At 58.3% G+C, this 24,485-nt stretch carries 28 protein-coding genes and 1 pseudogene; 26 read left to right on the top strand and 3 right to left on the bottom strand.

From position 1 onward, the window contains the following. On the bottom strand, window positions 1-281 hold a 281-nt coding region (tnpB, locus tag Q1W15_RS00825), incomplete at its 3' end, for an IS66 family insertion sequence element accessory protein TnpB (protein WP_300719606.1). Then, window positions 278-595: a transposase gene (locus Q1W15_RS00820; protein ID WP_300719605.1), complete on the bottom strand. Its 318-nt coding sequence runs from the start codon at window positions 593-595 to the stop codon at window positions 278-280. The genes Q1W15_RS00820 and tnpB, both read right to left, overlap by 4 nt. A gap of 91 nt (window positions 596-686) precedes the next feature. Between Q1W15_RS00820 and paaK the strand changes: the two genes are divergently transcribed. Then, window positions 687-1,955 (top strand): phenylacetate--CoA ligase PaaK, encoded by a 1,269-nt coding sequence (gene paaK / locus Q1W15_RS00815; protein ID WP_300719604.1) that lies wholly within the window; start codon window positions 687-689, stop codon window positions 1,953-1,955. Window positions 1,956-1,992: 37 nt separating this feature from the next. Further along, the gene (locus Q1W15_RS00810; RefSeq protein WP_300719603.1) at window positions 1,993-4,134 is read left to right on the top strand and encodes a hypothetical protein; all 2,142 of its coding nucleotides are present in this window, start codon (window positions 1,993-1,995) and stop codon (window positions 4,132-4,134) included. Window positions 4,135-4,239: 105 nt separating this feature from the next. On the opposite strand, the gene Q1W15_RS00805 is transcribed toward Q1W15_RS00810, so the two are convergent. Next, window positions 4,240-4,860: a hypothetical protein gene (locus tag Q1W15_RS00805; protein ID WP_300719602.1), complete on the bottom strand. Its 621-nt coding sequence runs from the start codon at window positions 4,858-4,860 to the stop codon at window positions 4,240-4,242. Between the two features lie 375 nt (window positions 4,861-5,235). Here Q1W15_RS00805 and paaA point away from each other — a divergent pair, with 375 nt between their 5' ends. The 24 genes and pseudogenes from paaA to Q1W15_RS00685 all read left to right on the top strand — a co-directional run bounded on the left by paaA (window position 5,236) and on the right by Q1W15_RS00685 (window position 24,209). Next, window positions 5,236-6,222, top strand: coding sequence for a 1,2-phenylacetyl-CoA epoxidase subunit PaaA (gene paaA, locus Q1W15_RS00800; protein ID WP_300719601.1), 987 nt, complete (start codon window positions 5,236-5,238; stop codon window positions 6,220-6,222). 1 nt (window position 6,223) lies between these two features. Continuing rightward, complete coding sequence (gene paaB, locus Q1W15_RS00795; protein WP_300719600.1) at window positions 6,224-6,505, top strand: 1,2-phenylacetyl-CoA epoxidase subunit PaaB; 282 nt, start codon at window positions 6,224-6,226, stop codon at window positions 6,503-6,505. 14 nt (window positions 6,506-6,519) lie between these two features. After that, a complete protein-coding gene (paaC, locus tag Q1W15_RS00790; RefSeq protein ID WP_300719612.1) occupies window positions 6,520-7,287 on the top strand; it encodes a 1,2-phenylacetyl-CoA epoxidase subunit PaaC in 768 nt (255 codons plus the stop codon). Next, window positions 7,274-7,777 carry a 1,2-phenylacetyl-CoA epoxidase subunit PaaD gene (gene paaD, locus Q1W15_RS00785; protein ID WP_300719599.1) on the top strand — a complete coding sequence of 168 codons (504 nt, stop codon included), beginning with the start codon at window positions 7,274-7,276 and terminating at the stop codon, window positions 7,775-7,777. The genes paaC and paaD overlap by 14 nt, the downstream gene beginning before the upstream one ends. Before the next feature lie 33 nt (window positions 7,778-7,810). Further along, window positions 7,811-8,887 (top strand): 1,2-phenylacetyl-CoA epoxidase subunit PaaE, encoded by a 1,077-nt coding sequence (paaE, locus tag Q1W15_RS00780; protein ID WP_300719598.1) that lies wholly within the window; start codon window positions 7,811-7,813, stop codon window positions 8,885-8,887. Between the two features lie 56 nt (window positions 8,888-8,943). Beyond that, complete coding sequence (locus Q1W15_RS00775) at window positions 8,944-9,252, top strand: DUF485 domain-containing protein (RefSeq protein ID WP_300719597.1); 309 nt, start codon at window positions 8,944-8,946, stop codon at window positions 9,250-9,252. Continuing rightward, window positions 9,249-10,895, top strand: coding sequence for a cation acetate symporter (locus tag Q1W15_RS00770; RefSeq protein WP_300719596.1), 1,647 nt, complete (start codon window positions 9,249-9,251; stop codon window positions 10,893-10,895). Before Q1W15_RS00775 ends, Q1W15_RS00770 begins: the two co-directional genes overlap by 4 nt. 71 nt (window positions 10,896-10,966) lie before the next feature. Beyond that, a pseudogene (locus Q1W15_RS00765) lies at window positions 10,967-12,175 on the top strand (OprD family porin). 30 nt (window positions 12,176-12,205) lie between these two features. Further along, window positions 12,206-14,278, top strand: a complete 2,073-nt coding sequence (gene paaZ, locus Q1W15_RS00760; RefSeq protein ID WP_300719594.1) for a phenylacetic acid degradation bifunctional protein PaaZ — start codon at window positions 12,206-12,208, stop codon at window positions 14,276-14,278. Window positions 14,279-14,345: 67 nt separating this feature from the next. Beyond that, window positions 14,346-15,098, top strand: coding sequence for an ATP-binding protein (locus Q1W15_RS00755; protein ID WP_300719593.1), 753 nt, complete (start codon window positions 14,346-14,348; stop codon window positions 15,096-15,098). A 181-nt stretch (window positions 15,099-15,279) separates the two neighbouring features. After that, window positions 15,280-15,495, top strand: coding sequence for an AlpA family transcriptional regulator (locus Q1W15_RS00750; protein ID WP_300719591.1), 216 nt, complete (start codon window positions 15,280-15,282; stop codon window positions 15,493-15,495). Window positions 15,496-15,507: 12 nt separating this feature from the next. Further along, window positions 15,508-16,359: a ParA family protein gene (locus tag Q1W15_RS00745; protein ID WP_300719589.1), complete on the top strand. Its 852-nt coding sequence runs from the start codon at window positions 15,508-15,510 to the stop codon at window positions 16,357-16,359. Beyond that, window positions 16,349-16,552, top strand: a complete 204-nt coding sequence (locus Q1W15_RS00740) for a hypothetical protein (RefSeq protein ID WP_300719587.1) — start codon at window positions 16,349-16,351, stop codon at window positions 16,550-16,552. The genes Q1W15_RS00745 and Q1W15_RS00740 overlap by 11 nt, the downstream gene beginning before the upstream one ends. Beyond that, window positions 16,545-17,864, top strand: a complete 1,320-nt coding sequence (locus Q1W15_RS00735; RefSeq protein ID WP_300719586.1) for a ParB family protein — start codon at window positions 16,545-16,547, stop codon at window positions 17,862-17,864. The genes Q1W15_RS00740 and Q1W15_RS00735 overlap by 8 nt, the downstream gene beginning before the upstream one ends. Then, complete coding sequence (locus Q1W15_RS00730) at window positions 17,861-18,421, top strand: DUF2857 domain-containing protein (protein ID WP_300719584.1); 561 nt, start codon at window positions 17,861-17,863, stop codon at window positions 18,419-18,421. Before Q1W15_RS00735 ends, Q1W15_RS00730 begins: the two co-directional genes overlap by 4 nt. A 3-nt stretch (window positions 18,422-18,424) precedes the next feature. Then, window positions 18,425-19,576, top strand: coding sequence for an STY4528 family pathogenicity island replication protein (locus Q1W15_RS00725; protein WP_300719582.1), 1,152 nt, complete (start codon window positions 18,425-18,427; stop codon window positions 19,574-19,576). A gap of 178 nt (window positions 19,577-19,754) precedes the next feature. Continuing rightward, complete coding sequence (locus Q1W15_RS00720) at window positions 19,755-20,516, top strand: PFL_4669 family integrating conjugative element protein (protein ID WP_300719580.1); 762 nt, start codon at window positions 19,755-19,757, stop codon at window positions 20,514-20,516. After that, window positions 20,504-20,971, top strand: a complete 468-nt coding sequence (locus tag Q1W15_RS00715) for a DUF3158 family protein (protein ID WP_300719578.1) — start codon at window positions 20,504-20,506, stop codon at window positions 20,969-20,971. The genes Q1W15_RS00720 and Q1W15_RS00715 overlap by 13 nt, the downstream gene beginning before the upstream one ends. Then, entirely contained in the window at window positions 20,968-21,384 is a 417-nt protein-coding gene (locus Q1W15_RS00710) for a single-stranded DNA-binding protein (protein ID WP_300719576.1), read from the top strand. Before Q1W15_RS00715 ends, Q1W15_RS00710 begins: the two co-directional genes overlap by 4 nt. After that, the gene (locus Q1W15_RS00705) at window positions 21,362-21,691 is read left to right on the top strand and encodes a hypothetical protein (protein WP_300719574.1); all 330 of its coding nucleotides are present in this window, start codon (window positions 21,362-21,364) and stop codon (window positions 21,689-21,691) included. The genes Q1W15_RS00710 and Q1W15_RS00705 overlap by 23 nt, the downstream gene beginning before the upstream one ends. A gap of 248 nt (window positions 21,692-21,939) precedes the next feature. Then, window positions 21,940-22,218, top strand: coding sequence for a type II toxin-antitoxin system RelE/ParE family toxin (locus Q1W15_RS00700; protein ID WP_300719572.1), 279 nt, complete (start codon window positions 21,940-21,942; stop codon window positions 22,216-22,218). An 11-nt stretch (window positions 22,219-22,229) separates the two neighbouring features. Then, window positions 22,230-22,514: a HigA family addiction module antitoxin gene (locus Q1W15_RS00695; protein WP_300719570.1), complete on the top strand. Its 285-nt coding sequence runs from the start codon at window positions 22,230-22,232 to the stop codon at window positions 22,512-22,514. Between the two features lie 153 nt (window positions 22,515-22,667). After that, complete coding sequence (locus Q1W15_RS00690; RefSeq protein WP_300719568.1) at window positions 22,668-23,570, top strand: hypothetical protein; 903 nt, start codon at window positions 22,668-22,670, stop codon at window positions 23,568-23,570. Window positions 23,571-23,816: 246 nt separating this feature from the next. Further along, the gene (locus Q1W15_RS00685; protein WP_300719558.1) at window positions 23,817-24,209 is read left to right on the top strand and encodes a hypothetical protein; all 393 of its coding nucleotides are present in this window, start codon (window positions 23,817-23,819) and stop codon (window positions 24,207-24,209) included. The last annotated feature ends 276 nt before the right edge of the window (window positions 24,210-24,485 follow it).

The raw sequence follows: 24,485 nt of genomic DNA, 5'->3' as shown, positions 1-24,485 counted from the left end.
ACCAGCGCCTGAAGCTGCTCGGGACTGAACTCCATTTGGGCACCATGTCGACTGCTGGGCCAGTGAAATTTTCCTTGAGTCAGTCGGCGAGCCGCCAGCCAAACGCCAAACCCGTCATGTACCAGGACTTTAATGCGAGTGGCGCGACGGTTTGCAAATAGATAAGCGCAGTGCGGCTGCGCCGCACCAAAGACTGCAATGACACGAGCCAACGCGGTCTCAGTGCCGGCGCGCATATCCAGAGGCTCGGTGGCCAGCCAGATCGCATCGATGCGGATCATGGAGCAAGCCCACGAACAAAACGGGCGCAACCCTCGGGATCGGAAGACGGCCATTTCACCGTGATGGTTTGCTCGCCAAAAGGCAGCTCAATGATCACTGACGGCTCAGTCGCTCGCTTTGGAGCGACCTTTAGCGGTACGAACGCCGGCAGCGTTGCGGGCGGTTGATCTCGATAAAGCGGCAGCCACTTACGGATCACGTTGGCATTAATGCCGTGACTGATGGCAACGCTGGAGATGGATACGCCGGGTTGTAGGCATTCCTGGACAACCTGGGCTTTAAATGACTTGGGGTATGAGCTTCGTTGGCGCATTTAAGGGTTATCGCGTCCGCTTAAAAATAGGCGGACAACATCGCCCTTAGTTTGGGAGTTCGGAAGGTGTGTTCACCGTTCGCTTACCGAGTTGCGCCAACAGCAACTCGAACGTCTACGCTGGAGCCTCGATCATGCCTATCGCCATGTGCCTTTTTACCGGCAACGATTCAATGACTGGGATATTCATCCCGACAAACTCAAATCGCTGGATGATTTGAGTCAGTTCCCCTTCACCAGCAAAGCTGACCTGCGCGATAACTATCCCTTCGGCATGTTTGCCGTCCCTCAACAACAAATCGTTCGCCTGCACGCATCCAGTGGCACCACGGGCAAGCCCACTGTCGTGGGTTATACCCAAAAAGATATAGATACCTGGGCCGATCTGGTTGCCCGCTCGATTTATGTGGCCGGCGGCCGCCCTGGCGAAAAGGTGCACGTAGCTTACGGATACGGCCTATTTACTGGGGGGTTGGGCGCGCATTACGGTGCTGAGCGGTTGGGCTGTACCGTTATTCCGGTATCCGGAGGCCAGACAGCCAGGCAAGTACAACTGATTCAGGACCTTCAACCCGAGATCATCATGGTCACACCCTCCTACATGCTCAACATTGCAGACGAGATAGAGCGTCAGGGCATACCACGCGATCAGCTCGCACTGCGGCTGGGTATTTTCGGTGCCGAACCCTGGACCGATGAAATGCGCTCGGCACTTGAGACTCGACTGGGCATTACCGCGCTGGATATCTATGGGTTGTCGGAAATCATGGGACCCGGCGTTGCCATGGAGTGCGTACAAGACAAAAACGGCGCCTCGCTTTGGGAAGATCACTTTTACCCGGAAATCATTGATCCGCAGACTACTGCCGTTTTGCCCGACGGAGAACTCGGCGAACTGGTTCTGACGTCACTGAGCAAAGAAGCGCTGCCAATGATCCGTTATCGCACCCGTGACATGACCCGCCTGCTACCTGGCACCAGCAATGCAATGCGCCGCCTGGAAAGAATCACCGGGCGTAGCGATGACATGCTAATCGTACGCGGCGTGAATGTGTTCCCAACCCAGATCGAAGAACAAATTCTGAAGATCAATCAGTTCGCTGAAGCCTATGAGATCCATCTGTCCCGCGAGGGCAACATGGACCAAATGCAGGTGCATGTAGAACTCAGAAGCGGATATCAATATTCGCAGACCGAGGATCACAACGTCCTCTGTGAGGCACTGGCGCAACGCATCAAAGCGCACGTCGGCATCTCGGCACATATCGTTTTACAGCCCACGTACTCAATTAAACGTTCAGAAGGTAAAGCCTGCCGAGTCATTGATCGTCGGCCTGGCGCACCCAATACCAGCAAGTAACGAGTCCTGATACAGGACATTGCGGAAGAGAGAGCAGATGAGCATTCGCGCGATATGGAATTGGCACCACTCAAAAGACCCCCAGCACCAGGCATCAATTGCCGAACTGGCGCAACACGCGCGCCATTACCGACACCCTGACTCGGCGCACATTGCCTACCCCCTGGTCGTACAGGACAAGCTTGGAGTACTTCCCCAGCGTAATTATCGCATTGGGATTATAGGAGCAGGTTCGGCAGGGACAGTGGCGCTGTTCGAACTCGCCCGTCTGGCACAGCAACTGAGCGCACCGCATCGTATTCAAGTCAGTCTGTTCGATATGGATCCTCTGCACTTTCTGGCACCACAGCCCACCAAGCAGGATGTAAGTCCTATCCATACCCGTAAAGCTGGACGCGTGTGGGCAGCGCGTGTAGCAACCGATGCGGCAACCGGTGTTCAAAACGACCGCACGATTTATGAAGTCGGCGCTATGCGTTTCCCGGAAACAGCCGGGCTGATTTGGCACTACGCCTCCCAGGTTTACGAGCCAGCAACCCGACTGTCAGTGTTCCCCAACCCGGGCAAAGTGGCCACTGAGTTTGTTTTCGGGGCGGACACCGAACGCTACAACCATACCCACTGGGACAATCCAGAGTGCACTACCCGCCAACTGTTGCGCCTGATTCTGCGCTACCTGCCGGGTATTGACCTCGACACTGGCAAACCTACCCATGCCGCGCGATTCAAAATCGGTGATCGCGATCCCTTTGCTGTTTCGGCGCTATTGGCCAGCCCATCCAGCAATGAAACCGTACTGACCCAGATTGAGCAGGATTGGCTGGCTTTTGTTGCTCAGTACGACGGCACCACGCTGGCAAGCGCAGGCCGTCAAATCATTGAACACGCATCAGCCCAAGGGGAACTGCCCTACATCCCCGGCTTAGACCCTCAAGAAACGATCAACCATTGCGTAGAACTGTTTGGGCGATTTGGCTTCGGGACTGGAGGTTTCAAGCCCTTGTTCGGCATCTCCCTGGTTGAAATGATGCGCCTGATCCTGTGGAACTTTAGCAACGAGTATTCACTGCCCAGTGAAGAAAACTCTGACTTTATTGAGCGGCTATACAGGCATGCCCTGGAACTGGGAGGCGCAAGCTTTGCAGTTGAATTTATCAGTGCCAGGGTCTCGGACGCTTATCATCACCACGCGCCCACCAGCACAAAGCGCCAGGCAGCCCTGAGCTACTACCTCAACACGGCCAAAACACCGGTACTGGAACAGTCAGAGTTTGATTACATCATCCTGGCGCTGCCACAAACCCAGTTAGTTCCCATCATCACCCGCGCGGGCTACAGCCCCAACGGTCGAGATGAGACTCGCCTAGGTGATGCCGGTTTAGGCTTGCCAACCGAGCGGCGTAAAGAGGTGTACAACGCTTTGCAGTTGAGCGTGGAAAACGACGCCCCAACTGCCCGAATCATCAGTGCAATCAATCTGTTACCCATGGTCCGCGCTTCAAAAGTGTTCGGCCTGATTCGAAACGAAGATGCCCAGTCGGCCAATGTGCCCACCGTACAAGGGCAACCGGTGCAAGCCGTTATATCCGACTCCGGACTGGCCGCCAGCTATATTGTTCCCAGCCCAATTGCGGGGCAGGCCTATTCGAGCTTTCTCGCCAGCTACACCTGGAACGACGATTCGACCCGCCTGCAACGGGATTTCGGCCACTACCCGCAAAATAGCCAAGACCATCCGGGCGAATTCAGTCCAGACCAAATGTTCAGTAGCATGATCAACCGCGCCACCCGCGACATCTATGATCCCGAGACAAACAGCTACCGACGCTGGTGGCTCGGCGACATTCTGAACAAAGTGCAAACCGACAGCCGATTCGTCTTCGACTGGAGCACCGCCCGCTCCGCAGGTGCTTTCAAACTGGACAATCCGGGGGATCACTACCACAGCAACTTGTGCTTCCGGTTTCATACACACGCTCGTTCGCCGGCGCTAAACAATCGCTTCTTTCTTGCTTGCGACAGTTACAGCCACCTGGGCGGCTGGCTGGAAGGCGCCTTTATGAGTGCAATCAACGCTGTCAGTGGCTTGCTTGTTGCCGCGAATGGCGGTGATGTTAGAGCACTAAACAAGCAGGCACAAAAACTATTTACCACCCTGGACAACCTGGACACACACTGACCGCATCGATGTAAAGCCCATCCATGCGGGCGTGTCTGAAAGCTCACCGTGTTACTAAGCCCTGAGCTATAGGGTCAAAGCCTGGGATCCGCCTGGCCGTGTGATTCAGGACTTGTTTAGCAGCCGGATAGCAAACAAAGCGCCTTGGCCAACGTAGTGATCTACTGCGGTCATTAAAGCTTTCACCGCGTCTGTGGGGTAGCCCGCAGTAATGGCCAATGAAGCTACCGAGCCCATAAACCATAGGACCCAATCCTTGCGAGTCAGGCGCTTGGTCGCCTCAGCTGCTTCATCCAGCTGCTCCTTGAGTAACGTGAACTGCTCTTTGCTGAACAGGGCACTTTTACGCACTTCTTCAAGTACAAGGTCCAGACCATGCCGGATGGTTTCTCTGTCTTGCGGTGTAAAGGAGGACTGTGTGTCATGAGGCTCAAATGCACCGAACAATTGCGGCTGAATCGGCACTTTATCAAGCCGAACCGTCGAACTGCTGTAACTACTTTTCATCAGTCTTAACTGCACAAAACCATCGGCACCAGTGTTGACCAGAACTGATTTTCCAACGGTTAGACTCTCCTCTCGATCGGGGAACGTCTGGCCGCCGATAACAAGATTCGCACCAGCGGTTGTACAGTTACGCGCGGTGATGATGACGTTAAAAGGCTTGAAATCTTCGGCTTCATCTTGCCTGAGCTGGTGGGAAACAGGTTGAAATGCTGTAGTCATGAGCATCCTTGTCCAAGGTGGGCTGTAAGCCGGGAGCATGCAGGATAGAGCGAGTCGATTGCATTTTCAAAACGAAAAAGACCAGTCACATTCCGATGTGTGAATTCATAGGTAAAAACAGCGTCTGTAGCGCGTTCGACGACTCCCGCGACCAAGGCAGCAGTATCGATCAAACCATCCTCGCCGCGCATATATGCGCAAATTATCACGAATAAATATTACTTTTTGTGTCCTGAAAAACGCTCACACCAACCAATAACTCAATAAATTCAAATAGCTAAATACCGACCATCTAAAACGATACGCAAACATCATGATTGTTAAGATTTAACGTGTCACTTATAACGTTCTCCAAAGCCTCATCGGAGCGTTGGCATGTACGCGCAGCAAGTGGATACCGGTATCCAACACCTCAAGACCCTCGGCGAGATGACACCCGAAGAGCGCGTCTTTCAAAGCAAGCTGGATGCTGAAATCAAAATCGAGTCAGACAGCTGGATGCCGGATGCGTATCGTCAAACATTAATCCGACAGATTTCTCAGCATGCCCACTCTGAAATCGTAGGCATGCTGCCCGAAGGTAACTGGCTGACCCGGGCACCATCGCTCCAGCGAAAGTTGCAGTTGATGGCCAAAATTCAGGATGAAGCCGGACATGGGCTGTACCTCTATAGCGCCCTGGAAACCCTGGGCGCCTGTCGAGATGAGCAAGTCGCCAAATTGCTCAGTGGCAAAGCCAAATACTCGAGCATTTTCAATTACCCCACCCTGAGCTGGGCCGATATCGGCGCCATTGGCTGGTTGGTGGATGGTGCAGCGATCGTCAACCAAGTGGTGCTACAGCGCACGTCTTACGGGCCATATGCCAGGGCAATGGTGAAGATTTGCCAGGAAGAAAGCTTTCATCAGCGCCAGGGCTATGAACTGCTCATGACGATGATGAGCCACGGCAGCCAGGCGCAAAAGGACATGGTTCAAGATGCAATCAATCGACTGTGGTGGCCATCGCTGATGATGTTTGGCCCCAGCGACGAGCACTCCCCCAACAGCGCCCAGTCGATGGCCTGGAAGATCAAGCGCCAAAGCAACGATGAGCTGCGCCAGCGTTTTGTCGATCAGACGGTCCCGCAACTTGAACTCCTCGGTTGCTCGGTGCCAGACCCTGCATTGCGGTGGAATGAAGAACGCGGCCATTACGATTTTGGTGAGATTCAGTGGGACGAATTCCACTCTGTGCTGGCCGGTAACGGCCCTTGCAATGAGGAGCGGCTAGCCACCCGCCGTCAGGCTCACGAAGAAGGTCGTTGGGTACGCGAAGCAGCAATTGCCCATGCGCAAAAGATGCTTGAACGGAGCCGCTGATATGTTGCCCTTGACGTTGTTTGAGGTATTTGTCCGCAGCAAGCATGGCTTGAGCCACAAGCATGTCGGCAGTGTGCAGGCCGCTAATGCGGCGATGGCACTCGAACACGCGCGCGAGCTTTATACCCGGCGCAATGAAGGGATCAGCCTGTGGGTGGTGGAAGCTTCGGCCATCAGCGCTTCAAACCCTGAACACAAGGAGTCGTGGTTTGAGCCTGCTGAACACAAGACATTTCGGCATGCCAGTTTCTATAAGTTGCCTGATGGGGTCGGGCATATGTGAGGGTGAACGTGATGATGCATTCGCAATCCACACAAGACGTGTTCGAGTATCTGCTGCGCCTGGGTGACAGTGCGTTGATTCAAGGCCAACGCCTGTGCCAATGGTGCGGTCGGGCGCCCTTTCTTGAAGAGGAACTGGCCTTGATGAATGTGGGCCTGGACCTTGTGGGTCAAGCACGTCACTGGCTGGAGTATGCCGCGGAGATACAAGGTCACGACTGCACAGCAGATCGTCTGGCCTTTCATCGCGACGAGCGAGCTTATCGCAACCTGCTGCTGGTCGAACAACCCAACGGGGACTATGCACTGACCATGCTCAAGCAGTTTTTCTACGATGCCTGGCACCTGCCGGTACTCCAAGCGTTGTGCTGCTCCAGTGACCGGAGAATGGGTGCAATCGCCGCCAAGGCCGTGAAAGAAGTCACCTATCACCTGCAGCGCTCCAGTAACTGGGTTGAACGCTTGGGCAATGGCACGTCTGAAAGTCATCAGCGCATGGTGGGGGCCAATAACCGGCTCTGGCGTTTCACTGCTGAGCTGGTGACTCCCGACAAAAGCGAACAGATGCTTTGGGCTGAAGGTGTTGGGCCTGACCCGGCCACAATCAGGGTTGCGTGGGAGCGTGAGGTAGTCAGTACTTTTGATCGGGCCACCCTGCCCGTCCTGCCTCCCCCACACCCTGGCTACCTGAGTGCTCGACTCGGCCTGCATACCGAGCACCTGGGGCTTTTACTGGCTGAGATGCAGTCGCTGCCGCGAGCTTACCCCGATGCATCCTGGTGAGCTGATTACCAGCGATCTGGGCGCCCGCGCCTGCCAAGATCGAGATCTGGACATGGCGTGGGCAGTACTTGCCCAGGTCATGGACCCGGAAATACCTGTAGTCAGCGTGATTGATCTAGGGATTATTCGTACCGTTGGCTGGCAGCGCGGACATTTGTGGGTGCAGATCACACCCACCTACTCCGGCTGCCCGGCAAGCAAAATGATTGAGCACGACATTCGCTCAGCACTTGAGCAAGCAGGTTTCAGTTCACCACTGATCGAACAGCAACTCAGCCCGGCATGGACAACTGACTGGATTACCGAACAAGGCCGAGCACGGCTGCTGCAATCAGGCATCGCAGCACCGCCTGTTACGACGGTCATTGATTGCCCGCGCTGCGCCAGCCCCCACACCGAGCTACTAAGCCGGTTTGGTTCCACCGCCTGCAAGGCCTTGCACCGCTGTCGAAGCTGTGGCGAACCCTTTGACTGCTTCAAGTGCCTCTAAACCAGCCATCCACTGACCGCGCAAGCCCATACCATGAACAGATTCCATCAGTTGAAGGTCAAAAATCTACGTACGGAAACCCCCGAAGCGGTGTCGTTTGCGCTGGAAATCCCACCTCATCTGCGTCCGTTATTTCGTTTCTGCCCCGGACAGCATGTGGTGATCTGTACTCAGGTCGACGGTGAAGAAATCCGCCGCTCTTACTCCATTTGCTCAGGCATCAATGACGACGAACTGCGCATCGCCATCAAGCGCGTTCCAGGAGGACGCTTTTCAAATTTTGCCAACGCACATTTTTACCCAGGCCAAACACTGAGCGTCATGCCTCCCAGCGGCGTGTTCAGGCTCCAGCCCGACTCGAAACACCAGCATCGTTATTTGGCAGTAGCCGCAGGCAGCGGGATTACGCCAATTTTTTCGATAATCAAAAGCACCCTGGAAACCGAGCCCCTGAGCCAGTTCACGTTGCTTTACGGCAACCGCAACCGTGCCAGCATGCTTTTTCGTGAAGATCTGGAGGATCTGAAAAACCGCTTTATGCAGCGTTTAAACCTGATCTGGATCTTCAGCCGTGAGCCACAAGATATCGACCTCTTTAACGGTCGAATCGATGCACTGAAAAGCGAGCAGTTTTTAACCCGCTGGATCGAAGTCAATCGCCTTGAAGCTGCCTACCTCTGCGGCCCGCAATCCATGGTCACTCAAATGCGTGAGCGTTTGATCGAACACGGAATGCCGACGCAGCGTATCCACTGCGAACTGTTCCGCCTCGAAAACACCAACCACCGTTCTTCAGCGACAACACCTGCGGCGGTAGAGACCTCACTCACTTGTCATATCACCGTCATCCGTGATGGCCGGGCATTGAGCTTCGAGTTGAGTAGCAACAGCCAAAGCCTGCTGGAGGCCGGCAACGCCCATGGCGCGGACCTGCCCTACGCCTGCAAGGCTGGCGTGTGTTCAACCTGCAAGTGCAAGGTCATCGAAGGCGACGTCGAGATGCTCAACAACCAGGCCCTGGAAGCCGATGAGGTCGCGGCGGGCTTTGTATTGTCGTGCCAGAGCTACCCCCGAAGTCCACACGTGACCCTGGACTTCGACCAGCATTGACGTATCGCTACCGATCATTGCAACACCCCATAAAAACAACAAGAAGAGAAACCGCCATGACTGACCAATCGCTCGAACCCATCCTCGCTCATCCCGATTTTGTGTTGCTGGTTCGGCGCAAGCAGCGACTGTACTGGTCGCTGACCGCCGTTGTGCTGCTGGTCTATTACGGTTTCGTGCTGCTGGTAGCTTACGCGCCAGCCGCGCTGGGGCGGTCATTGAGTGGTGGCGTCACCAGTGTCGGCATGCTGGTCGGTGTGCTGATCATGCTCCTGGTGATTGGCCTGACCGGTTTTTACGTCTACCGCGCCAATCACCTGATCGACCCGCTTAACGACACACTGAAACAGGAGTTCGAGCCATGAAACGTCTCTTGTCATTCGTGCTGTTATTGACATTGTGGGTCACTGAACTGGCCACAGCCGCGGACAACACCAGCCGCTCCATGAACTGGAGCGCCATCAGCATGTTTTTGCTGTTTGTCATGTTGACCCTCGGCATCACCCGCTGGGCCGCCCTGCGCACCCGCACCACCAGCGATTTCTACACGGCTGGTGGGGGCCTGAGCGGCATGCAAAACGGCCTCGCCATCGCCGGAGACATGATCTCGGCAGCATCTTTCCTGGGTATTACCGCGATGATGTTTATGAGCGGTTACGACGGGCTGTTGTATTCACTGGGAGTATTGGCAGGTTGGCCGATCATCCTGTTCCTGATCGCCGAGCGTTTGCGCAATCTGGGCAAGTACACCTTTGCCGATGTGGTGTCCTACCGCCTGGAGCAAACGCCGGTTCGCATGACTGCCGCCTTTGGCACTCTGACCGTAGCCCTGTTGTACCTGGTGGCGCAGATGGTCGGCGCAGGCAAGTTGATCGAGTTGCTGTTTGGCATCGACTACCTCTATGCGGTGATGCTGGTTGGGGTATTGATGGTGTTGTACGTGACTTTCGGCGGCATGCTCGCCACCACTTGGGTGCAGATCATCAAGGCAGTGATGCTGCTCTCAGGCACCAGCTTTATGGCGTTTATGGTACTCAAGCACTTCGGATTCAGTACCGAAGCCATGTTCGCCGCCGCCAGCCAGGTACACGCCAAAGGCACCGCCATCATGGCCCCAGGCGGGTTACTGTCGAACCCGATCGACGCTATCTCCCTTGGCGTGGGCATGATGTTTGGTACGGCGGGGCTGCCCCACATCCTGATGCGCTTTTTTACGGTGCGCGATGCCAAACAGGCGCGCAAAAGCGTGTTCTATGCCACCGGCTTCATCGGCTTTTTCTACCTGTTGCTGATCGTCATCGGCTTCGGCGCCATCACCATGGTGGGAGCCGAGCCGATGTTTCGCGACGCCCAGGGAGCGATTATCGGCGGCGGCAACATGATCGCGGTGCATCTGGCGCAAGCAGTGGGTGGCAGTCTGTTTCTAGGTTTTATCTCTGCCGTCGCCTTCGCCACCATTCTGGCCGTGGTCGCCGGACTGGCCCTATCAGGTGCCTCTGCAGTGTCCCATGACCTGTACGCCTGTGTGATGTGCAAGGGTGAAGCCAGCGAGACTGCGCAAATGTTGGTGTCCCGAGCAGCCACACTGGTCATAGGTATTTTGGCCGTTGGTCTTGGCTTGCTGTTTGAGTCGCAAAACATCGCCTTTTTATCCGGGTTGGTGCTGGCCATTGCCGCGTCGGTCAATTTCCCCGTGCTGTTTCTGTCGATGTTCTGGAAAGGCCTGACAACCCGGGGCGCGGTTGCAGGCAGCCTGGCAGGGCTGGTCTCGGCCGTTGCGCTGGTCATTCTGAGCCCGACGGTCTGGGTCAAAGTGCTGGGGTTCGACAGCGCCGTGTTCCCCTACTCCAACCCGGCGCTGTTCTCCGTGAGCCTGGCCTTTTTCTGCGCCTGGTGGTTTTCGGTCACTGACCGCTCGACACGGGCAGAACACGAACGCGGCCGCTTTATGGCGCAGTTTGTTCGTTCCATGACCGGCATTGGCGCCACAGGTGCCAATCACCACTGAACTCGCTCACTCAATCGCAAGGGATAACAATAATGAACCTCGCGCTGAAAACCCAAAACCATTACTGGTTGATGCTGATCATCCTGATTGCGTCCATGCTCGCCCCCGACGCCATGGCCGAGTTTGTCAAAGACAGCACCGGTCGCCTTGAACTGCGCAACCACATGCTTAACCGTGATTTTCGCCACACGGGCGCAGCCCAATCCAAAGCTGATGAGTGGGCCCAGGGATTCACCCTGCGTCTGGAGTCCGGCTTCACCGAAGGCAACATCGGTGTTGGCCTTGACGCACTGGCTGAACTGGGACTTAAACTCGACAGCAGTGGCGAGCGTCGAGGTACCGGCCTGCTGCCTTATGGCGCCAGTCAGAAGCCTGCCGACTCATACAGTGAGTGGGGGCTGACCGCCAAAGTCCGCGCGTCGAAAAGTCAATTCAAGTACGGCACTTTGCAACCGACCCTGCCCGTGGTGACCTACAACGACACACGCCTGCTCGGCTCTACATTTCAGGGTGGCTGGTTGACCAGCCAGGAACTGGACGGCCTGAGCCTGAATCTCGGGCGACTGACGCAAACCAACCTGCGTGACTCCTCAAACCGTGAAGACATGGGCTACGGCAAGGCGCGAAGCGATGCCTTCGACTTCGCTGGCGGCACCTATGCCTTCAGTCCCGATCTGAGTGTCAGCTATTACTACGGCAAGTTGACTGAGGTCTATCGCCAGCAGTTCTTGGGGCTACTGCATCGACAATCGCTGCCCGGCGGTTTTGCCTTGCGCAGCGATCTGCGTTTTTTCGACAGCCGGGGTGACGGCGTCGAGCGCGCTGGCAGTATCGACAACCGCAACCTCAGTGGCATGTTCACCCTGTCCAGGGGCGCCCACAAAGTCAGTGCCACCTATCAACAACTGTCAGGGGGCAGCGCCTTCCCTTTCCTCAACGGTGGCGACCCTTAGGTAGTCAATCTGGTGACTTACAACACGTTTACCCGTACTGAAGAAGACTCATGGCAATTGCGTTATGACTACGATTTCGCCGCGTTGGGCGTACCCGGGTTGACATTTATGAGCCGCTACACGGACGGACGCCACGTCAAGGCCGGCGCGGTCAACAATGGCCGCGAATGGGAACGCGATACCGATATTGCCTATGTGATCCAGAGCGGGCCATTGAAAAACCTCAGTCTGCGTTGGCGCAACCTGACTTTTCGCTCAGGCAATGGCCTGAGCACTGCAATTGATGAAAACCGCCTGATTGTTGGTTACACCCTGGCCCTCTGGTAGCCGGTTCTATCACCTGAACGGAGTAATGCAATGCCCACTTCATTTTCGTCAACATTGCAAAGTTTCATCGCCGGCCGCTGGCAAGGCCTGCATGGCGTCCAACCTTTGCGCAGTGCGCTAAACGGCCAAACACTGACCTATATCCACTCCGAACCACTGGACTTCGCCGAGGTCCTGGAACATGGACGCAGCGTCGGCGTTGATGCCCTGTTGGCCCTCGACTTCCAGCAGCGTGCCGCCCGATTGAAAGCGTTGGCGTTGTACCTGAAACAGCATAAGGAACAGCTGTACGCCATATCTTATTACACTGGCGCCACACGCAACGACAGCTGGATCGATATCGAAGGAGGCATCAGCACCTTGTTCAGCTATGCCAGCCAGGGTGCCCGCGGACTACCGAGCGGCAATATCTACCATGAAGGTCCCCCTGTGGCGCTGGGTGCACAGGGCCATTTTATGGGCACGCATATTCTGGTGCCTAGGGGTGGCGTTGCCGTGCACATCAACGCCTTCAACTTTCCGGTGTGGGGTTTGCTGGAAAAATTTGCCCCCAGCTTTCTCGCCGGGGTGCCATGCGTAGTCAAACCTGCGACCTGCACCAGCTACCTGGCCCACGCATTGGTGCAATTGATGGACGCATCGGGTCTATTACCCACGGGCAGTCTGCAACTGATTATCGGCGGCACGGGTGATCTGCTGGACAGGCTCAACAGCCAGGATGCGGTGACCTTTACTGGCTCAGCCAGCACCGCAGCCAAGCTGCGCGTCACCCCCAACCTGATCCATCACGCCGTGCCTTTCAATACCGAGGCTGACTCCCTGAACTGCGCGATTCTAGGGCCGGACATTTCCCCGGGCGAACCTGAATTCGAGCTATTTATCCAGGAAGTGGCCCGGGAAATGACCGTCAAGGCCGGGCAAAAATGTACCGCGATCCGACGCGCCATAGTGCCGGAGGGCTTGATTGGGGTTGTCACTACGCATTTGTGCGAGTACCTCAGCCAGATCGTGACCGGCGATCCTGCGCTTCCTGACGTTACCATGGGCGCACTCGCCTCCCACGAACAACTGGCCGATGTCAGCGCCCAGTTAAATGCCCTACTGGCCAGCAGCGAGGTCTTGCTCGGTGCAGGGAATGACTTCAAACCACAAGGTGAGGGGGTCAGTGATGGCGCGTTTTTCGGTAGCACCTTGCTTCTGGCACGTGATCCGCATGGTGAGGGTGGGGCAAATGCCATCGAGGTGTTTGGCCCTGTCTGCAGCCTGATGCCCTACCATGACCTGGATGAAGCGCTGGCCATCGCTGCGCGCGGCAAAGGAAGCCTGGTGGCCAGTCTTGTCACCCGTGACCCGAAAATCGCTGCCCACGCTATCCCCATCGCCGCCACTCACCACGGCCGCCTACTGGTACTCGACAACAGTTGCGCAGCCGAATCCACCGGTCACGGCTCCCCCTTGCCTCATCTCAAACACGGCGGGCCGGGTCGGGCAGGCGGCGGCGAAGAGCTCGGCGGCCTGCGGGCAGTCAAACATTATCTGCAACGTGCTGCGGTGCAAGGCTCACCCAGCATGCTGGCGGCCATCACGGGTGAATACATACGGGGTGCTGAGGTCTACGAAAGTGATGTACACCCATTCCGGCACCATTTTGAAGATTTGCGTATCGGTGAGTCACTTCTCACTCATCGCCGGACCGTGACCGAAGCCGATCTGGTGAATTTTGGTGGTGTGTCGGGTGATTACTTTTATATGCATTTTGATCAGGTCGCGGCCCAAGACTCACAGTTCGGACAGCGCGTGGCCCACGGCTATTTTGTACTGGCGGCCGCGGCCGGGCTGTTTGTCTCCCCGGGCCCCGGCCCCGTGCTGGCCAATTATGGTTTGGACAATCTGCGTTTTGTGGCACCTGTCGGCATCGGCGACACCCTGCAGGCCCGCCTGACCTGCAAGCGAAAAACCGACCAGGGTAAACAAAGCCCCCAAGGCCAACCACAAGGTGTAGTGACATGGGATGTGGAAGTGAGCAACCAGCACGATGAGGTGGTGGCCAGCTACGACATCCTGACCTTGGTGATGAAACGCGAGCCCAGGCTGAGCCCATGAACATTCTGTTTTATTGGTGCTCACCGGGAGTAACCCGCATGCACTAGCCGTTTCCAGCAGGGTAAACATGAAACGCCATTCCCCAGCTTATGATCCATCGATCAAGGCGTATTACAGCCCTCTGGAAGCGGCAATTCGCTGGAGTGACCTCTACCCGTTTGAAAGTGCGATCATGCAAAAAATAGGGTTTCGCGCCTGTCCTGAGCCTGAGGAATACCCAGAATGGCCTGATCTTTTTCTAAATCTTGAGCGGATCTATGATGCTCTGCACAACGGTGATCTGGCCTGCGGTAAACATGGGTATACCTTGTGGAACCGGGTGCTGATCAACGAAGCGGACCTTACGATTAGGCATGTTGATCTGAAAATCTGGATGGGCCATTTCTACCCGACCCACAAACCACCGTTCCTGTTCACAGCTCTCGAGCGAAAAATGATTGAAGGCATCAACACCGACTCACTCATGCACGCACTCACAGAAAATAAAGCCCTGGCACTGCGTTATGAGTCTTGCCGCAGGGACTACGCCTTATTAAGAAAACAGCATCAGGATTTAACCAATATTCACAGCAACTTGATCCAAAAGCTCAGCGTCGAATCACCCAGCGTTCGAAGCGACACCACCTACCTCAATATTATCGGGGCCATGCTCACCTTAATGCTGGGCAGCTCGCCAGCGGGCACGCCGTACTCGGCCTTCAGAACCCAAGAGGCGGTCATCGACGCCCTGCTCGCTCACCATGGCCACCGGCTGGGGATTTCCACCAGAACCCTACAAGGTAAATTTGCGGCTGCAAAACGCAGTATTAATGATGAGTAACGCTCGAGCCTTATTCGGAAGAGAGGCCGAGCTATCTGTACAACTCAAAAGATCCTGGACTCTTACCCCCCTGCCCGATTCACCGCATCTGCGGTGATGCATGCCGCAGGTGCGGTGGCCGTCAGCCAGGACAAGCTATTGAATACCGATCACCCCTCATGAACCTTCAGGAGTGATCACAATGGCTGGGAACATCTCATCAGACCCAAGTAATGACCGCCGCGTTATGCGTCGCATAGAAGTCGAACACATGACCGGCATCAAGCGTGCACATTTGTACGCGTTAATGCGCATCGGCCACTTCCCCAAATCCTTTCACGTCGGAAAGCGTGCGGTAGGCTGGGACTCACTGGAAGTGGAACAGTGGATCGCCGAACGCCGCGCCGAACGGTACTGACGGGAGATGACCATGCGTGTTGTTTCCTTGATCTCAACCAAAGGCGGTGTGGGCAAGACCACCACCGCAGCCAACCTGGGTGGTTTTGTTGCCGACGCAGGGTTGCGGGTACTGCTGCTGGATCTGGATGTGCAACCTACCTTGTCCAGTTACTTTGAACTGGCCTGGCAAGCACCTGCCGGCACCTACGAGTTGCTGGCCTTGCATGAGCGTGACCTGGCTCAACTGATCACGCGAACCAGCCTTCCCAATCTGGACCTTATTGTCTCCAACGATGGACTGGGCCAACTCAGCACGTTGCTGTTGCATGCACCCGACGGGCGATTGCGACTGCGCAATTTGCTGTCGATATTCCAGGCTCACTACGATCTGATGCTGATCGATACCCAAGGGGCACGCAGCGTGCTACTGGAGATGGCTGTACTGGCTTCAGACCTTGCGCTGTCGCCGGTCACGCCCGAGATCCTTGCGGCCCGGGAGCTGCACCGAGGCACCCTGCAAGTTCTGGACGATATCGCGCCCTATCGCGAACTGGGTATCCAGCCGCCACCCATGCATCTGTTAATCAACCGTGTACATCCAGTTTCTGCTGATGCGAGGCAGATTCAGTTGGCGCTGCGCCAAGTGTTTGGTGTGGTCAGTCGCGTGCAGGTACTACGCACGGCGCTCCCTGCAATCGACGCCTACCCCCGCGCTGCCACTTCGCGTTTGCCCGTGCATAGAGTCGAATACCGTAAACCCTACGGTCGAGTCGCACCGGCTGCGCTGGAAACGATGCATGCCTTGGCTTGCGAGCTATTTCCGGCATGGCACGAACAATTTGCAACAGTCATCGGTCGTGGAGGCTTTCGCCATGACCCGTAATCACTTTGATTCTCGCATGCAGCGGCTGATCTTGCTGGCTCTGCGCGAGGGCTGGCAGGTGCAGATCAGCACTACCCTGCAATTGACCCTGCGCAAGCCTGGTTTCCCAGCGATTCACACAGGCGCACGCGCCAACGATGCGCGGCCTGCAATTGGGCGACATTCCCCCAACGACAGTAATGATCATGACTAAGGTATCGGCTCCCGAACTGGCTGCCCAACTACTGGCCCGGCCCTTTACCCGTGAGAGTCCGCCGGTTTCGATCGCCAGCGATCCACTGGTGGACACAGCGATGCAGGTCACGCTGGATCAGATCCAACCCTATCAGCTCAACCCGCGCCGTTCGACCAACCCGCAGTATGAGGCGATCAAGGCATCAATCCGTCAACGTGGACTGGACCAGCCGCCCAGCATCACTCGTCGTCCGGGTGAAGAGCATTTCATCATCCGCAACGGCGGTAACACACGCCTGGAGATCCTTAACGAACTATGGCAAGAGACTGCCGACGAGCGCTTTCACCGCTTCTTGTGCCTGTTCCGCCCCTGGACCCCACGGGGGGAGATCCTGGCCTTGACTGGGCATCTGGCTGAAAACGAATTGCGCGGCCATCTGAGCTATATCGAGCGTAGTCAGGGGGTCGAACAGGCACGGCAGTTGTATGAGAAGGAATGCGGGCATGCACTGAACCAGCGCGAACTCGCCGAACGCCTGACCGAAGACGGCTACCCAGTGGACCAGCCGGCGATCAGCCGCATGGGTGACACCCTGCAGTATCTGTTGCCAGCCATTCCCGAGGCACTGTATGCCGGGCTGGGCCGCCCGCAGATCCGCAAACTATTGGCGCTGCGCAAGGCCGCAGAGCGCACCTGGCAGCAGCATATACCCGACGCCAAGACCGAATTCAAACCCGCCTTTGAGCACAGCTTGGCGCGATGCGACGGTGGTCTAACGCAGTTCTCGGTGGAGCGAGCACGCGATGAACTGATCGGCGATCTGGCCCAGCGCCTGGAACTGGGCTACGACGAACTGGCGCTGGACCTGGGCGAGACAGAACTGCATCGCGAATTGCTAAGTCAACTGCTGGAACCTGAAGTCCCGCTGCCGCACCCAGAACCAGGCAAGTTACCGGTAGCTTTGACCTTCTCCACACCTCCATCGAGTGCAGCAACGCCAGATAGCGAACCGCTGCGTAAGCACATCGCTAAGCTGGCGCAGGCGATCACCGAAAGATGCGCGCCAACAATTGAGGTACTGAAACAGACCAAGGGACTGGGCTTTGCCTGTCGCTGTGAGGATCCCTGTACTTTAGCTCCCCACGGCCAGGCCCTGTTCGGGTTTTGGCAGGCGTTGATTGACCCGGCCAATACCAAACCAGCCAATATCGGTGCGCTGCTATGTGGTACCCCGACCTGCGCCCCTTGGCTGGATGATGAAGCTCTGAACCAACTGTTTCATCTGATCAAGCTCGCACGCCAACTACCCCATGCCGGTGAACCGCGATGAAGACGCATCAACCACTGAATCAGGCGATGATCGCCCAGGTTCTGCAGGATCTGCGCAACGGGCAACTGCGCCGCTGCCTGGCCATGGGCTTTACCGAACAACAACTGGCCGCGCTCAAACGCCCGGAACTGCTCAGCGTGCTGGCCAACGCCCAGGTCAACTGGTGCACGGTAAAGGTCAACGAGACCGTGGTGCAGCGCATCCTGACCCAGGCCATTACGCTGCAGGAAGAAGTCACTACCATTGACCGTCTACTGCGCGCCGGCGCCAGTACCGAGATGATGAGCCAGTACCACGGCTTGACCCACCAAGAGGTGGCGACCCGGCGCAACATCCTGGGTCTGAGCCAGCGCAAGGGCCGCCATCCGGCCCTGGACGAAGCCCAGGATACCGAGCTGTACAACCGCTGGCAGCCCTTGCGTGAGCAGCGCAAGGTGGCGCTGAACGACGAAGCGGCCATGCTGCAACTGGCGCTGGAAGTGGCCGAGGCCATGAGCCTGCCGCTGGCGGTGGTCTGGGCGACGATCCAGACCTGGGTCGCAGACAACGTGGTTTAAGCTGTGGGCCGCCGTCCCGCGCCGCCCGACACGGCGCCGGTTCGGCCGGTACAGCGCGACCACTTTGTCTACAGTGGCCAACCTCACGACTGCGTACCAAGGGCACTGCTGCTGGACCGTCGCCTGTCGCCGCTGGAGCGCAATACCTGGCAGGTGATCCGCCTGCTGCTTAACGGCGACGGCATCACGACCTTGCCCACCTACGAACGCCTGCGTCCCTTTCTGACGACCTCGCCCTGTGCGGCGCAGGCCTCCTGCGAGACTGTAGCGCGGGCACTGAGCGTGTTGCGCCTGACCCGCTGGCTCAGCCTGGCACAGCGGCGCCGACCTGGCGAGGACGGCCTGTGGCAGGGCAATCTGTATGTCCTGCACGAAGCGCCGTTGACGCCTCCCGATGCGCTGCGCCTGGACAGCGATTACCTGACCTTGCTGAGCCAGTCACTGTGCCATGCCAGCAAGGCGGTGCAGTGGGTGGCCTATGACGCACTGAAAGCCTTGGCCGAAGATCCGCTGCTGACCACCCGCCCTTTGTCAGAGCCCCTGCAACGTCTGGCCGACTGGCTGGTAAACCACCATGAACACGCGACACCTCCATTGTCGCTGATGCCCCTTCTCGACGCCGAACCTACTTCGGATTCCGAAGTACGACCTGCTTCGGATTCCGAAATCACCTTACCTGCTTCGGATTCCGAAGCAGGTCTGACAGCCCCGGAATCCGCCTGCCTTCGGAATCCGAAGCAGGTCCCTAGTACTGTATTGGGTATTAGTAAAAGCTTTAGTACATCGCGCGCGAACGAAACGAATGCACCCACCTTGCCACCCCGCTTTTTGCTGCTGCGCCCACAAGAGCGCAGCGCGGCGCTGGTCACTTTGCAGCAAGTCGACCCGGCCTTGCGCCAGGCGGTGCTGGACGAGTGGCAGTTGCGCTGCGAGGCTGGCGGCGTGCAACGCCCCGAGGCATACCTGTTTGGCATCCTGCAAAAAGCCCTGCGCGGGGACTTCCACCCCTGGGCCGCGCAGGCCAAAGCCAAGCCCGTACCACGCGCACCGTCACCGGCGCAGCCACCCCCGCTGTCAGCCGAAGAGCGACAAGCGCGGCTGGACAGCGCGCGCCGTCATCTGACCGAACTGCGTACGTTGCTCGGCATCCCCTAAACCCCGGCGAGTTGTTCCAGCAACGTCCACTGACGACTTATGTCACTGACATAAATTCAACTGGGCGGATTTTTCAGGAGGGCTGCAAACCGGGCAATGCCTCGCACCCATTGCCCACAGACAACGCCTGCACGGCTTGCCAGCCTGTGGTCTCGATTGTTGTGTGAGCCTTTAGCCCATGGCCCTGCCCACCCACGCCCCGCTCGGCAGCCTGCGCAGCCAGATGCAGCTGACCTTGCACACCCACCATGCCATACGCCTGTGGCACGGCCGTCTGCCGTCCGGGCATCTGCACGGCATTCTGGGGCTGAACGGGTTTGTGGCGCAGGTCAACCGCATCCATCGCGATGCGGCCCAGGACGACCCCTACGCCGATGCCTGGCTGCTGCGCATCGAAGCCAAGCTCGACACCGCCCGTGCCGAATTGCTCGACCTGCGTGCGCAACTGAGCGACGCCCTGACCCAAGCCCCGGCCGCCCTGCATCTGGGCGACAACCTCAACCTCGCCCCCGTGCAACTGCCCGTCACGTTCAATGCGCCGTTGGGTTTTCTGGCCCTGTACCTGCTGGCCGACTACGACGAACTGGCCCGGCGCGCCCTGCTGGCCCAGCACACGGCCCTGATCGACCCACCCACCCTGGAACGCTGGCTGGAGGATGGCGCGCATGTGCTGCGCAGTTTGTTCAGCCTGGTCCAGACGTACCGCACCAGCGGCGTCAGCCGCAGTGACATCGCCGCCGGCAACGCCAAGTCGCTGCACGCCCGCGAGCAGTTCGGCGAACTGCCACAGCCCATCCTAGACGGCAGCCACCGTGCGCGGTACGCCCCACTGTTACGGCACCCTGGGCCAAACGGACAGGGCAATGCTGCGCCAGTGCCGAATGCGACCGAAGCGTTGGACGAAGTCAGATCAGAACCGGTGCCGCCATGCACACCTTGAGCCCGCTGGAACAGATGGCCTCCCTAAAAGGCCTTTTCAAAGGTAAGGGGCAACTGCTGGCGCTGGCCGAGGCCTGCCTGGCGGGGCGTGATGAGCTGATCCAGCAGGCCCTGCCCGTCACCCTGACCCGCGCCCGTATTTCGCCTTTGCACCTGTTGCCGGTGCAGTTGAGCCGCCAGGCCACCTCGGCGGGTACGGTGTTCCTGCGCTGGCGCCGGGTCGATCGTGCAGCCATGGGCGTGGCGCAGTGGCAGGCCCTGCTGCTGGCTCCCGGCACACCTTCAGCCCTGGTGCCAACCCTGTACCAGCTCGAATGCCAACGCGTACTGCTCAACGCCCAGATCAGCCTGACCCACTGCCTGGCGCAACTGGCGCAACGCACGGCCGACCAGTTGGCCCACGCTGAGCGCATCCACCAACAGCGCCAGGACAATCCTGCCGCGGAGGCTCCATGAGCACCTACTTCATCGGCGAGGGCAATATCGGTTCACCGCCCGACTACCGCGAATTCCCCCGCGACAACGCCGAGCCGCGGCGTCTGCTGCGGCTCAACGTCTACTTCGACAACCCGGTCCCGACCCGCGAAGGTTACGAGGACCGCGGCGGTTTCTGGGCCCCGGTTGAGCTGTGGCACACCGAGGCCGAGCACTGGCAAGCGCTGTTCCACAAAGGCATGCGCGTGTTGGTCGATGGCCGCACCGTGCGCGAAGAATGGGAAGACCGCGACGAGCAGCCCCGCGTGACCTTCAAGATCGAGGCCCGGCGTGTGGCGATCCTGCCGTATCGGCTGGCGCGGGTGGTGCTGCAACAGCCCGCTGAGCCACCTGCCCCTAAGCCTGCCGATCATGAGCCTGCGGGCGAAGCCTGAGCCAGACCTGCGCTATGGCAGCGTGTGCAGCTGCATCAAAGCCGTCAGCATCGCCTGGCACGCGCTGCGGCTGCAAGCCGCCTGGTTTGCCGAGATTGATTCGTTCCCCTGTGCGGTACTGGCTCACTACTACCCGCAGACCTCCAACCATGGCAACCCGCGTGACTACACACGCATCACCTGGCGCGGACGCCTGCCGCAAGACTGCCCGGACGGACCGCGCTACAAGGCCATCGGCAACAGCATGGCCGTGCCGTGTTTGCGCTGGATCGGCGAGCGATTGATCACGGTCCTGGGCACCGGTTAATCCGGAGCGGAGCAGCACCGGATTGGCGAGGGCTTGCCGCGCTTCTTTTCTGCACGCTGACCTGGCGTTCGCCGAGCCTTTCGGCAACCGCCCAGGCAGCCGAGGTCTTCAACGCTGCGCCGCACAACCCGTGCCGACCGCCCCGTCCCACGCGCCTGCCCCGGCGCCATTGCTCGCAGGAGCCGCACCATGCCACCGATCCGTCCTTGCTTGAACAGTGTAAGGCTAGACCTTACACTCATCCCCGTATGATCAGGCGTTTCAGGCACAAAGGCCTGAAAGCCCTGCACCTGCGTGGTGATCCATCAGGCGTACGTGCCGACCATGTTGCTCGCCTGCTGCGCCTGCTGGCCTCACTCAACGTGGCGCAAGCACCACTCGACATGGACCGCCCCGGCAACCGCCTGCACCCGCTCAAGGGGCGTTATGCCGGCTACTGGTCGGTCAGTGTCTCGGGCAACTGGCGTGTGGTGTTCTGCTTCCACGGCACCGATGTCGATCTGGTCGATTACCTTGATTATCACTAAGGAGGTTGATGATGCTCATGCACAACCCGCCTCATCCGGGTGAAGCCATCCGCGAGGATGTGCTACCCGCCATCGGCCTGAGCCTCGCGGCCTTGGCCCGGCACCTGGGCTACTCGCGCGGCCAACTGTCCACCGTGCTGCACGGCCATGCGGCGATCTCCGCCGACCTGGCCTACCGGCTGGAACTGGCCGGTCTGGGCAGTGCCAGGCAGTACCTGGCCGAGCAAGCTGCCTACGATCTGTGGCAGGCACAGCACCGCGAACATCCGTCGATTGCGCGACTGCAACTGGCGTGAGTCCTACCGCCCCCTCGCTCAGGCTTGGGGGCGTTTTATACAACCCGTCAGCGGAAGCTGTGATCGCTTGGGCAGAGAAAAATCTTCACGTAGTATCTGGGATTAATAGCCCTACGCGCTGTTCTCCTTGACCCCTGCCGGAGCACTCACCACATGGATGCCGCCCGCGACTGCAAAACCCTGAAGATCGTCGAAGCTGATGATCTCAAGCTGCTCGATCATGTTGACACTTACGGGTACAAATGCCCCGGCCACAATTGCGAGGTGCAGGCCTTTCCGCGCGCCTTTCGCCCTGAAAACCTGGTAAGGGCGCATTTCCAGGTCAGGAGTTCGCACGGGGCCGATTGCGACGTGGCGGCCGAAGAGGCCATCATCGAGCGTGGCAGCAAAGCCAGTGTTCAGCAGGAATTGGAAACATCACCCGGCCTCTCACCGGCGCGCCTGCAACTGGTCGATACGCGCCAGATCGTGAATCCTGAGCTTGTACCCAGCGAGCTACGAGCACAGGCCGACGGTCGTAACACGTCCAAAGGCAACACGGAGCAGCGCCCCGCAGGGCGTCGCCCCGCCAACAGCATTCGCCCCATCTGCAAGTCCTTCCTGCGCTTCCCATTCGATCGCCAGTTGTCGCTGCATATTGATGGCATTGACACTACGACCTACCAGACTGTCTTCAAGAAGCTGCGCTCAAAGGGTTTCGAGCAGTTCACCCAACAACGCGTTTTCTATGCGGAGCTGGCATGGACCGCCGCCGAAGAGAGGATCGAGCACTTGACTATCCCGCTCAATGCAGGCGAGTGGATTGAGGGAAAACTGGTGTGTTACAGCGTCGTCGTGAGCTGGACCGAATGGTCAAACACGGCACGGTCCCGGCTTAAAAACGAACTCGAAACAGCTCGCCAAGAGAACATGGCCGCCAGCAAGAGCAAGGCCAAGACCCGTAGCTATCTGTTCTTCATCGGCTCGCAAGATGCACAGACACCGTCACTGTTTCATGTCGACGACCAGCGTCTGATTTGCACGGCCCATGACCTGCTGGTGTTCCCTACTGCGTAACCAAGAGCAACGGGGAGCCTTAAAAACGGCTGCCTCCAGCAGCGGATTGCTGCTGCACACATCCTCGGCACAGGCCCACGCTACCCCCAGCACTGCCGACCCCGTTCGGCACCTGCCCAGGTAGCCCCGATCTTCAAGGCTACGACGCGGCACCCGCCGCGTTGATCCAACGGCCTGTCCGCACACCTCACAGGCACCCATCCCTTCCAGCGGCCCACCGCCGTCACTGATTGGAGGTTCCTCACCATGCCCCCACAAATCCCAGAGTCTGCACTCTCGGACCTGATCAACGCCCATCAACAGCAAACCCTGGCACCGGAGCAGTTCTTCCAGGCTTGGAAGAAGGCCATCCTGCTCGCCGGGCCGCATTACTTCGGTATCGAGCGCCGAAGCGACATCAACATGGTCCGCAGCAAGTGGGACCTGTGCCCTGATGTCCCACTGATCGAATCAGCCATTGGCGCAATGAGCCATGGCGAGCAGATCTTCATTGCCGCGCTGGTCAGCTTTTACAATGATGAGACCGGGGGACGCCTGCTGCAGCGAGTCGGCGTCCGCGGCCTGGCCGACTTCGGCCTGCTGGATTCGCAACGACGCACCCTGCTCGCTCACCTGCTCATCCACTACAGCGGCTGGTAGCCCCGACGGGACATCTCCCGTTGGGGGCTGTCCCTCATGACGTCCATCCAGGAGAGCATCCCTGTCCACCGATACGGGCCTGTCCGCTCAACTGGTCGAGACATTGCACCTGCGAGGTTTCGCTTACATGCTCCTTAGGTGAAACCGGGGCACAACGCACTGCACATTGATCCGCGCAGCGCGACGGTCACCGGGCCACGCTGACGCCATGTTCCGCCGACTCGCTCGGCAACATACCCAGGTGGCCCCGATCTTCAAGGCCACGGCGCCAACGCG

This window comes from Pseudomonas sp. (assembly GCF_030150285.1).
Taxonomy (GTDB): Bacteria; Pseudomonadota; Gammaproteobacteria; order Pseudomonadales; family Pseudomonadaceae; genus Aquipseudomonas.
This window is presented reverse-complemented; position numbering and strand designations above follow the sequence as displayed.

Excerpts from the sequence above, each read along its gene's own strand:
- Q1W15_RS00735 (WP_300719586.1), top strand. The coding sequence starts at position 16,545 with ATGACTAAGGTATCGGCTCCCGAACTGGCTGCCCAACTACTGGCCCGG.
- Q1W15_RS00805 (WP_300719602.1), bottom strand. The coding sequence starts at position 4,860 with ATGACTACAGCATTTCAACCTGTTTCCCACCAGCTCAGGCAAGATGAA.
- Q1W15_RS00720 (WP_300719580.1), top strand. The coding sequence starts at position 19,755 with ATGGCCCTGCCCACCCACGCCCCGCTCGGCAGCCTGCGCAGCCAGATG.
- Q1W15_RS00690 (WP_300719568.1), top strand. The coding sequence starts at position 22,668 with ATGGATGCCGCCCGCGACTGCAAAACCCTGAAGATCGTCGAAGCTGAT.
- Q1W15_RS00695 (WP_300719570.1), top strand. The coding sequence starts at position 22,230 with ATGCTCATGCACAACCCGCCTCATCCGGGTGAAGCCATCCGCGAGGAT.
- Q1W15_RS00710 (WP_300719576.1), top strand. The coding sequence starts at position 20,968 with ATGAGCACCTACTTCATCGGCGAGGGCAATATCGGTTCACCGCCCGAC.
- Q1W15_RS00755 (WP_300719593.1), top strand. The coding sequence starts at position 14,346 with ATGAAACGCCATTCCCCAGCTTATGATCCATCGATCAAGGCGTATTAC.
- Q1W15_RS00770 (WP_300719596.1), top strand. The coding sequence starts at position 9,249 with ATGAAACGTCTCTTGTCATTCGTGCTGTTATTGACATTGTGGGTCACT.
- Q1W15_RS00700 (WP_300719572.1), top strand. The coding sequence starts at position 21,940 with ATGATCAGGCGTTTCAGGCACAAAGGCCTGAAAGCCCTGCACCTGCGT.
- paaZ (WP_300719594.1), top strand. The coding sequence starts at position 12,206 with ATGCCCACTTCATTTTCGTCAACATTGCAAAGTTTCATCGCCGGCCGC.
- Q1W15_RS00685 (WP_300719558.1), top strand. The coding sequence starts at position 23,817 with ATGCCCCCACAAATCCCAGAGTCTGCACTCTCGGACCTGATCAACGCC.
- Q1W15_RS00775 (WP_300719597.1), top strand. The coding sequence starts at position 8,944 with ATGACTGACCAATCGCTCGAACCCATCCTCGCTCATCCCGATTTTGTG.
- Q1W15_RS00820 (WP_300719605.1), bottom strand. The coding sequence starts at position 595 with ATGCGCCAACGAAGCTCATACCCCAAGTCATTTAAAGCCCAGGTTGTC.
- Q1W15_RS00740 (WP_300719587.1), top strand. The coding sequence starts at position 16,349 with ATGACCCGTAATCACTTTGATTCTCGCATGCAGCGGCTGATCTTGCTG.
- Q1W15_RS00810 (WP_300719603.1), top strand. The coding sequence starts at position 1,993 with ATGAGCATTCGCGCGATATGGAATTGGCACCACTCAAAAGACCCCCAG.
- paaC (WP_300719612.1), top strand. The coding sequence starts at position 6,520 with ATGCATTCGCAATCCACACAAGACGTGTTCGAGTATCTGCTGCGCCTG.
- paaD (WP_300719599.1), top strand. The coding sequence starts at position 7,274 with ATGCATCCTGGTGAGCTGATTACCAGCGATCTGGGCGCCCGCGCCTGC.
- Q1W15_RS00715 (WP_300719578.1), top strand. The coding sequence starts at position 20,504 with ATGCACACCTTGAGCCCGCTGGAACAGATGGCCTCCCTAAAAGGCCTT.
- Q1W15_RS00750 (WP_300719591.1), top strand. The coding sequence starts at position 15,280 with ATGGCTGGGAACATCTCATCAGACCCAAGTAATGACCGCCGCGTTATG.
- paaA (WP_300719601.1), top strand. The coding sequence starts at position 5,236 with ATGTACGCGCAGCAAGTGGATACCGGTATCCAACACCTCAAGACCCTC.
- Q1W15_RS00730 (WP_300719584.1), top strand. The coding sequence starts at position 17,861 with ATGAAGACGCATCAACCACTGAATCAGGCGATGATCGCCCAGGTTCTG.
- paaE (WP_300719598.1), top strand. The coding sequence starts at position 7,811 with ATGAACAGATTCCATCAGTTGAAGGTCAAAAATCTACGTACGGAAACC.
- paaB (WP_300719600.1), top strand. The coding sequence starts at position 6,224 with ATGTTGCCCTTGACGTTGTTTGAGGTATTTGTCCGCAGCAAGCATGGC.
- Q1W15_RS00705 (WP_300719574.1), top strand. The coding sequence starts at position 21,362 with ATGAGCCTGCGGGCGAAGCCTGAGCCAGACCTGCGCTATGGCAGCGTG.
- Q1W15_RS00745 (WP_300719589.1), top strand. The coding sequence starts at position 15,508 with ATGCGTGTTGTTTCCTTGATCTCAACCAAAGGCGGTGTGGGCAAGACC.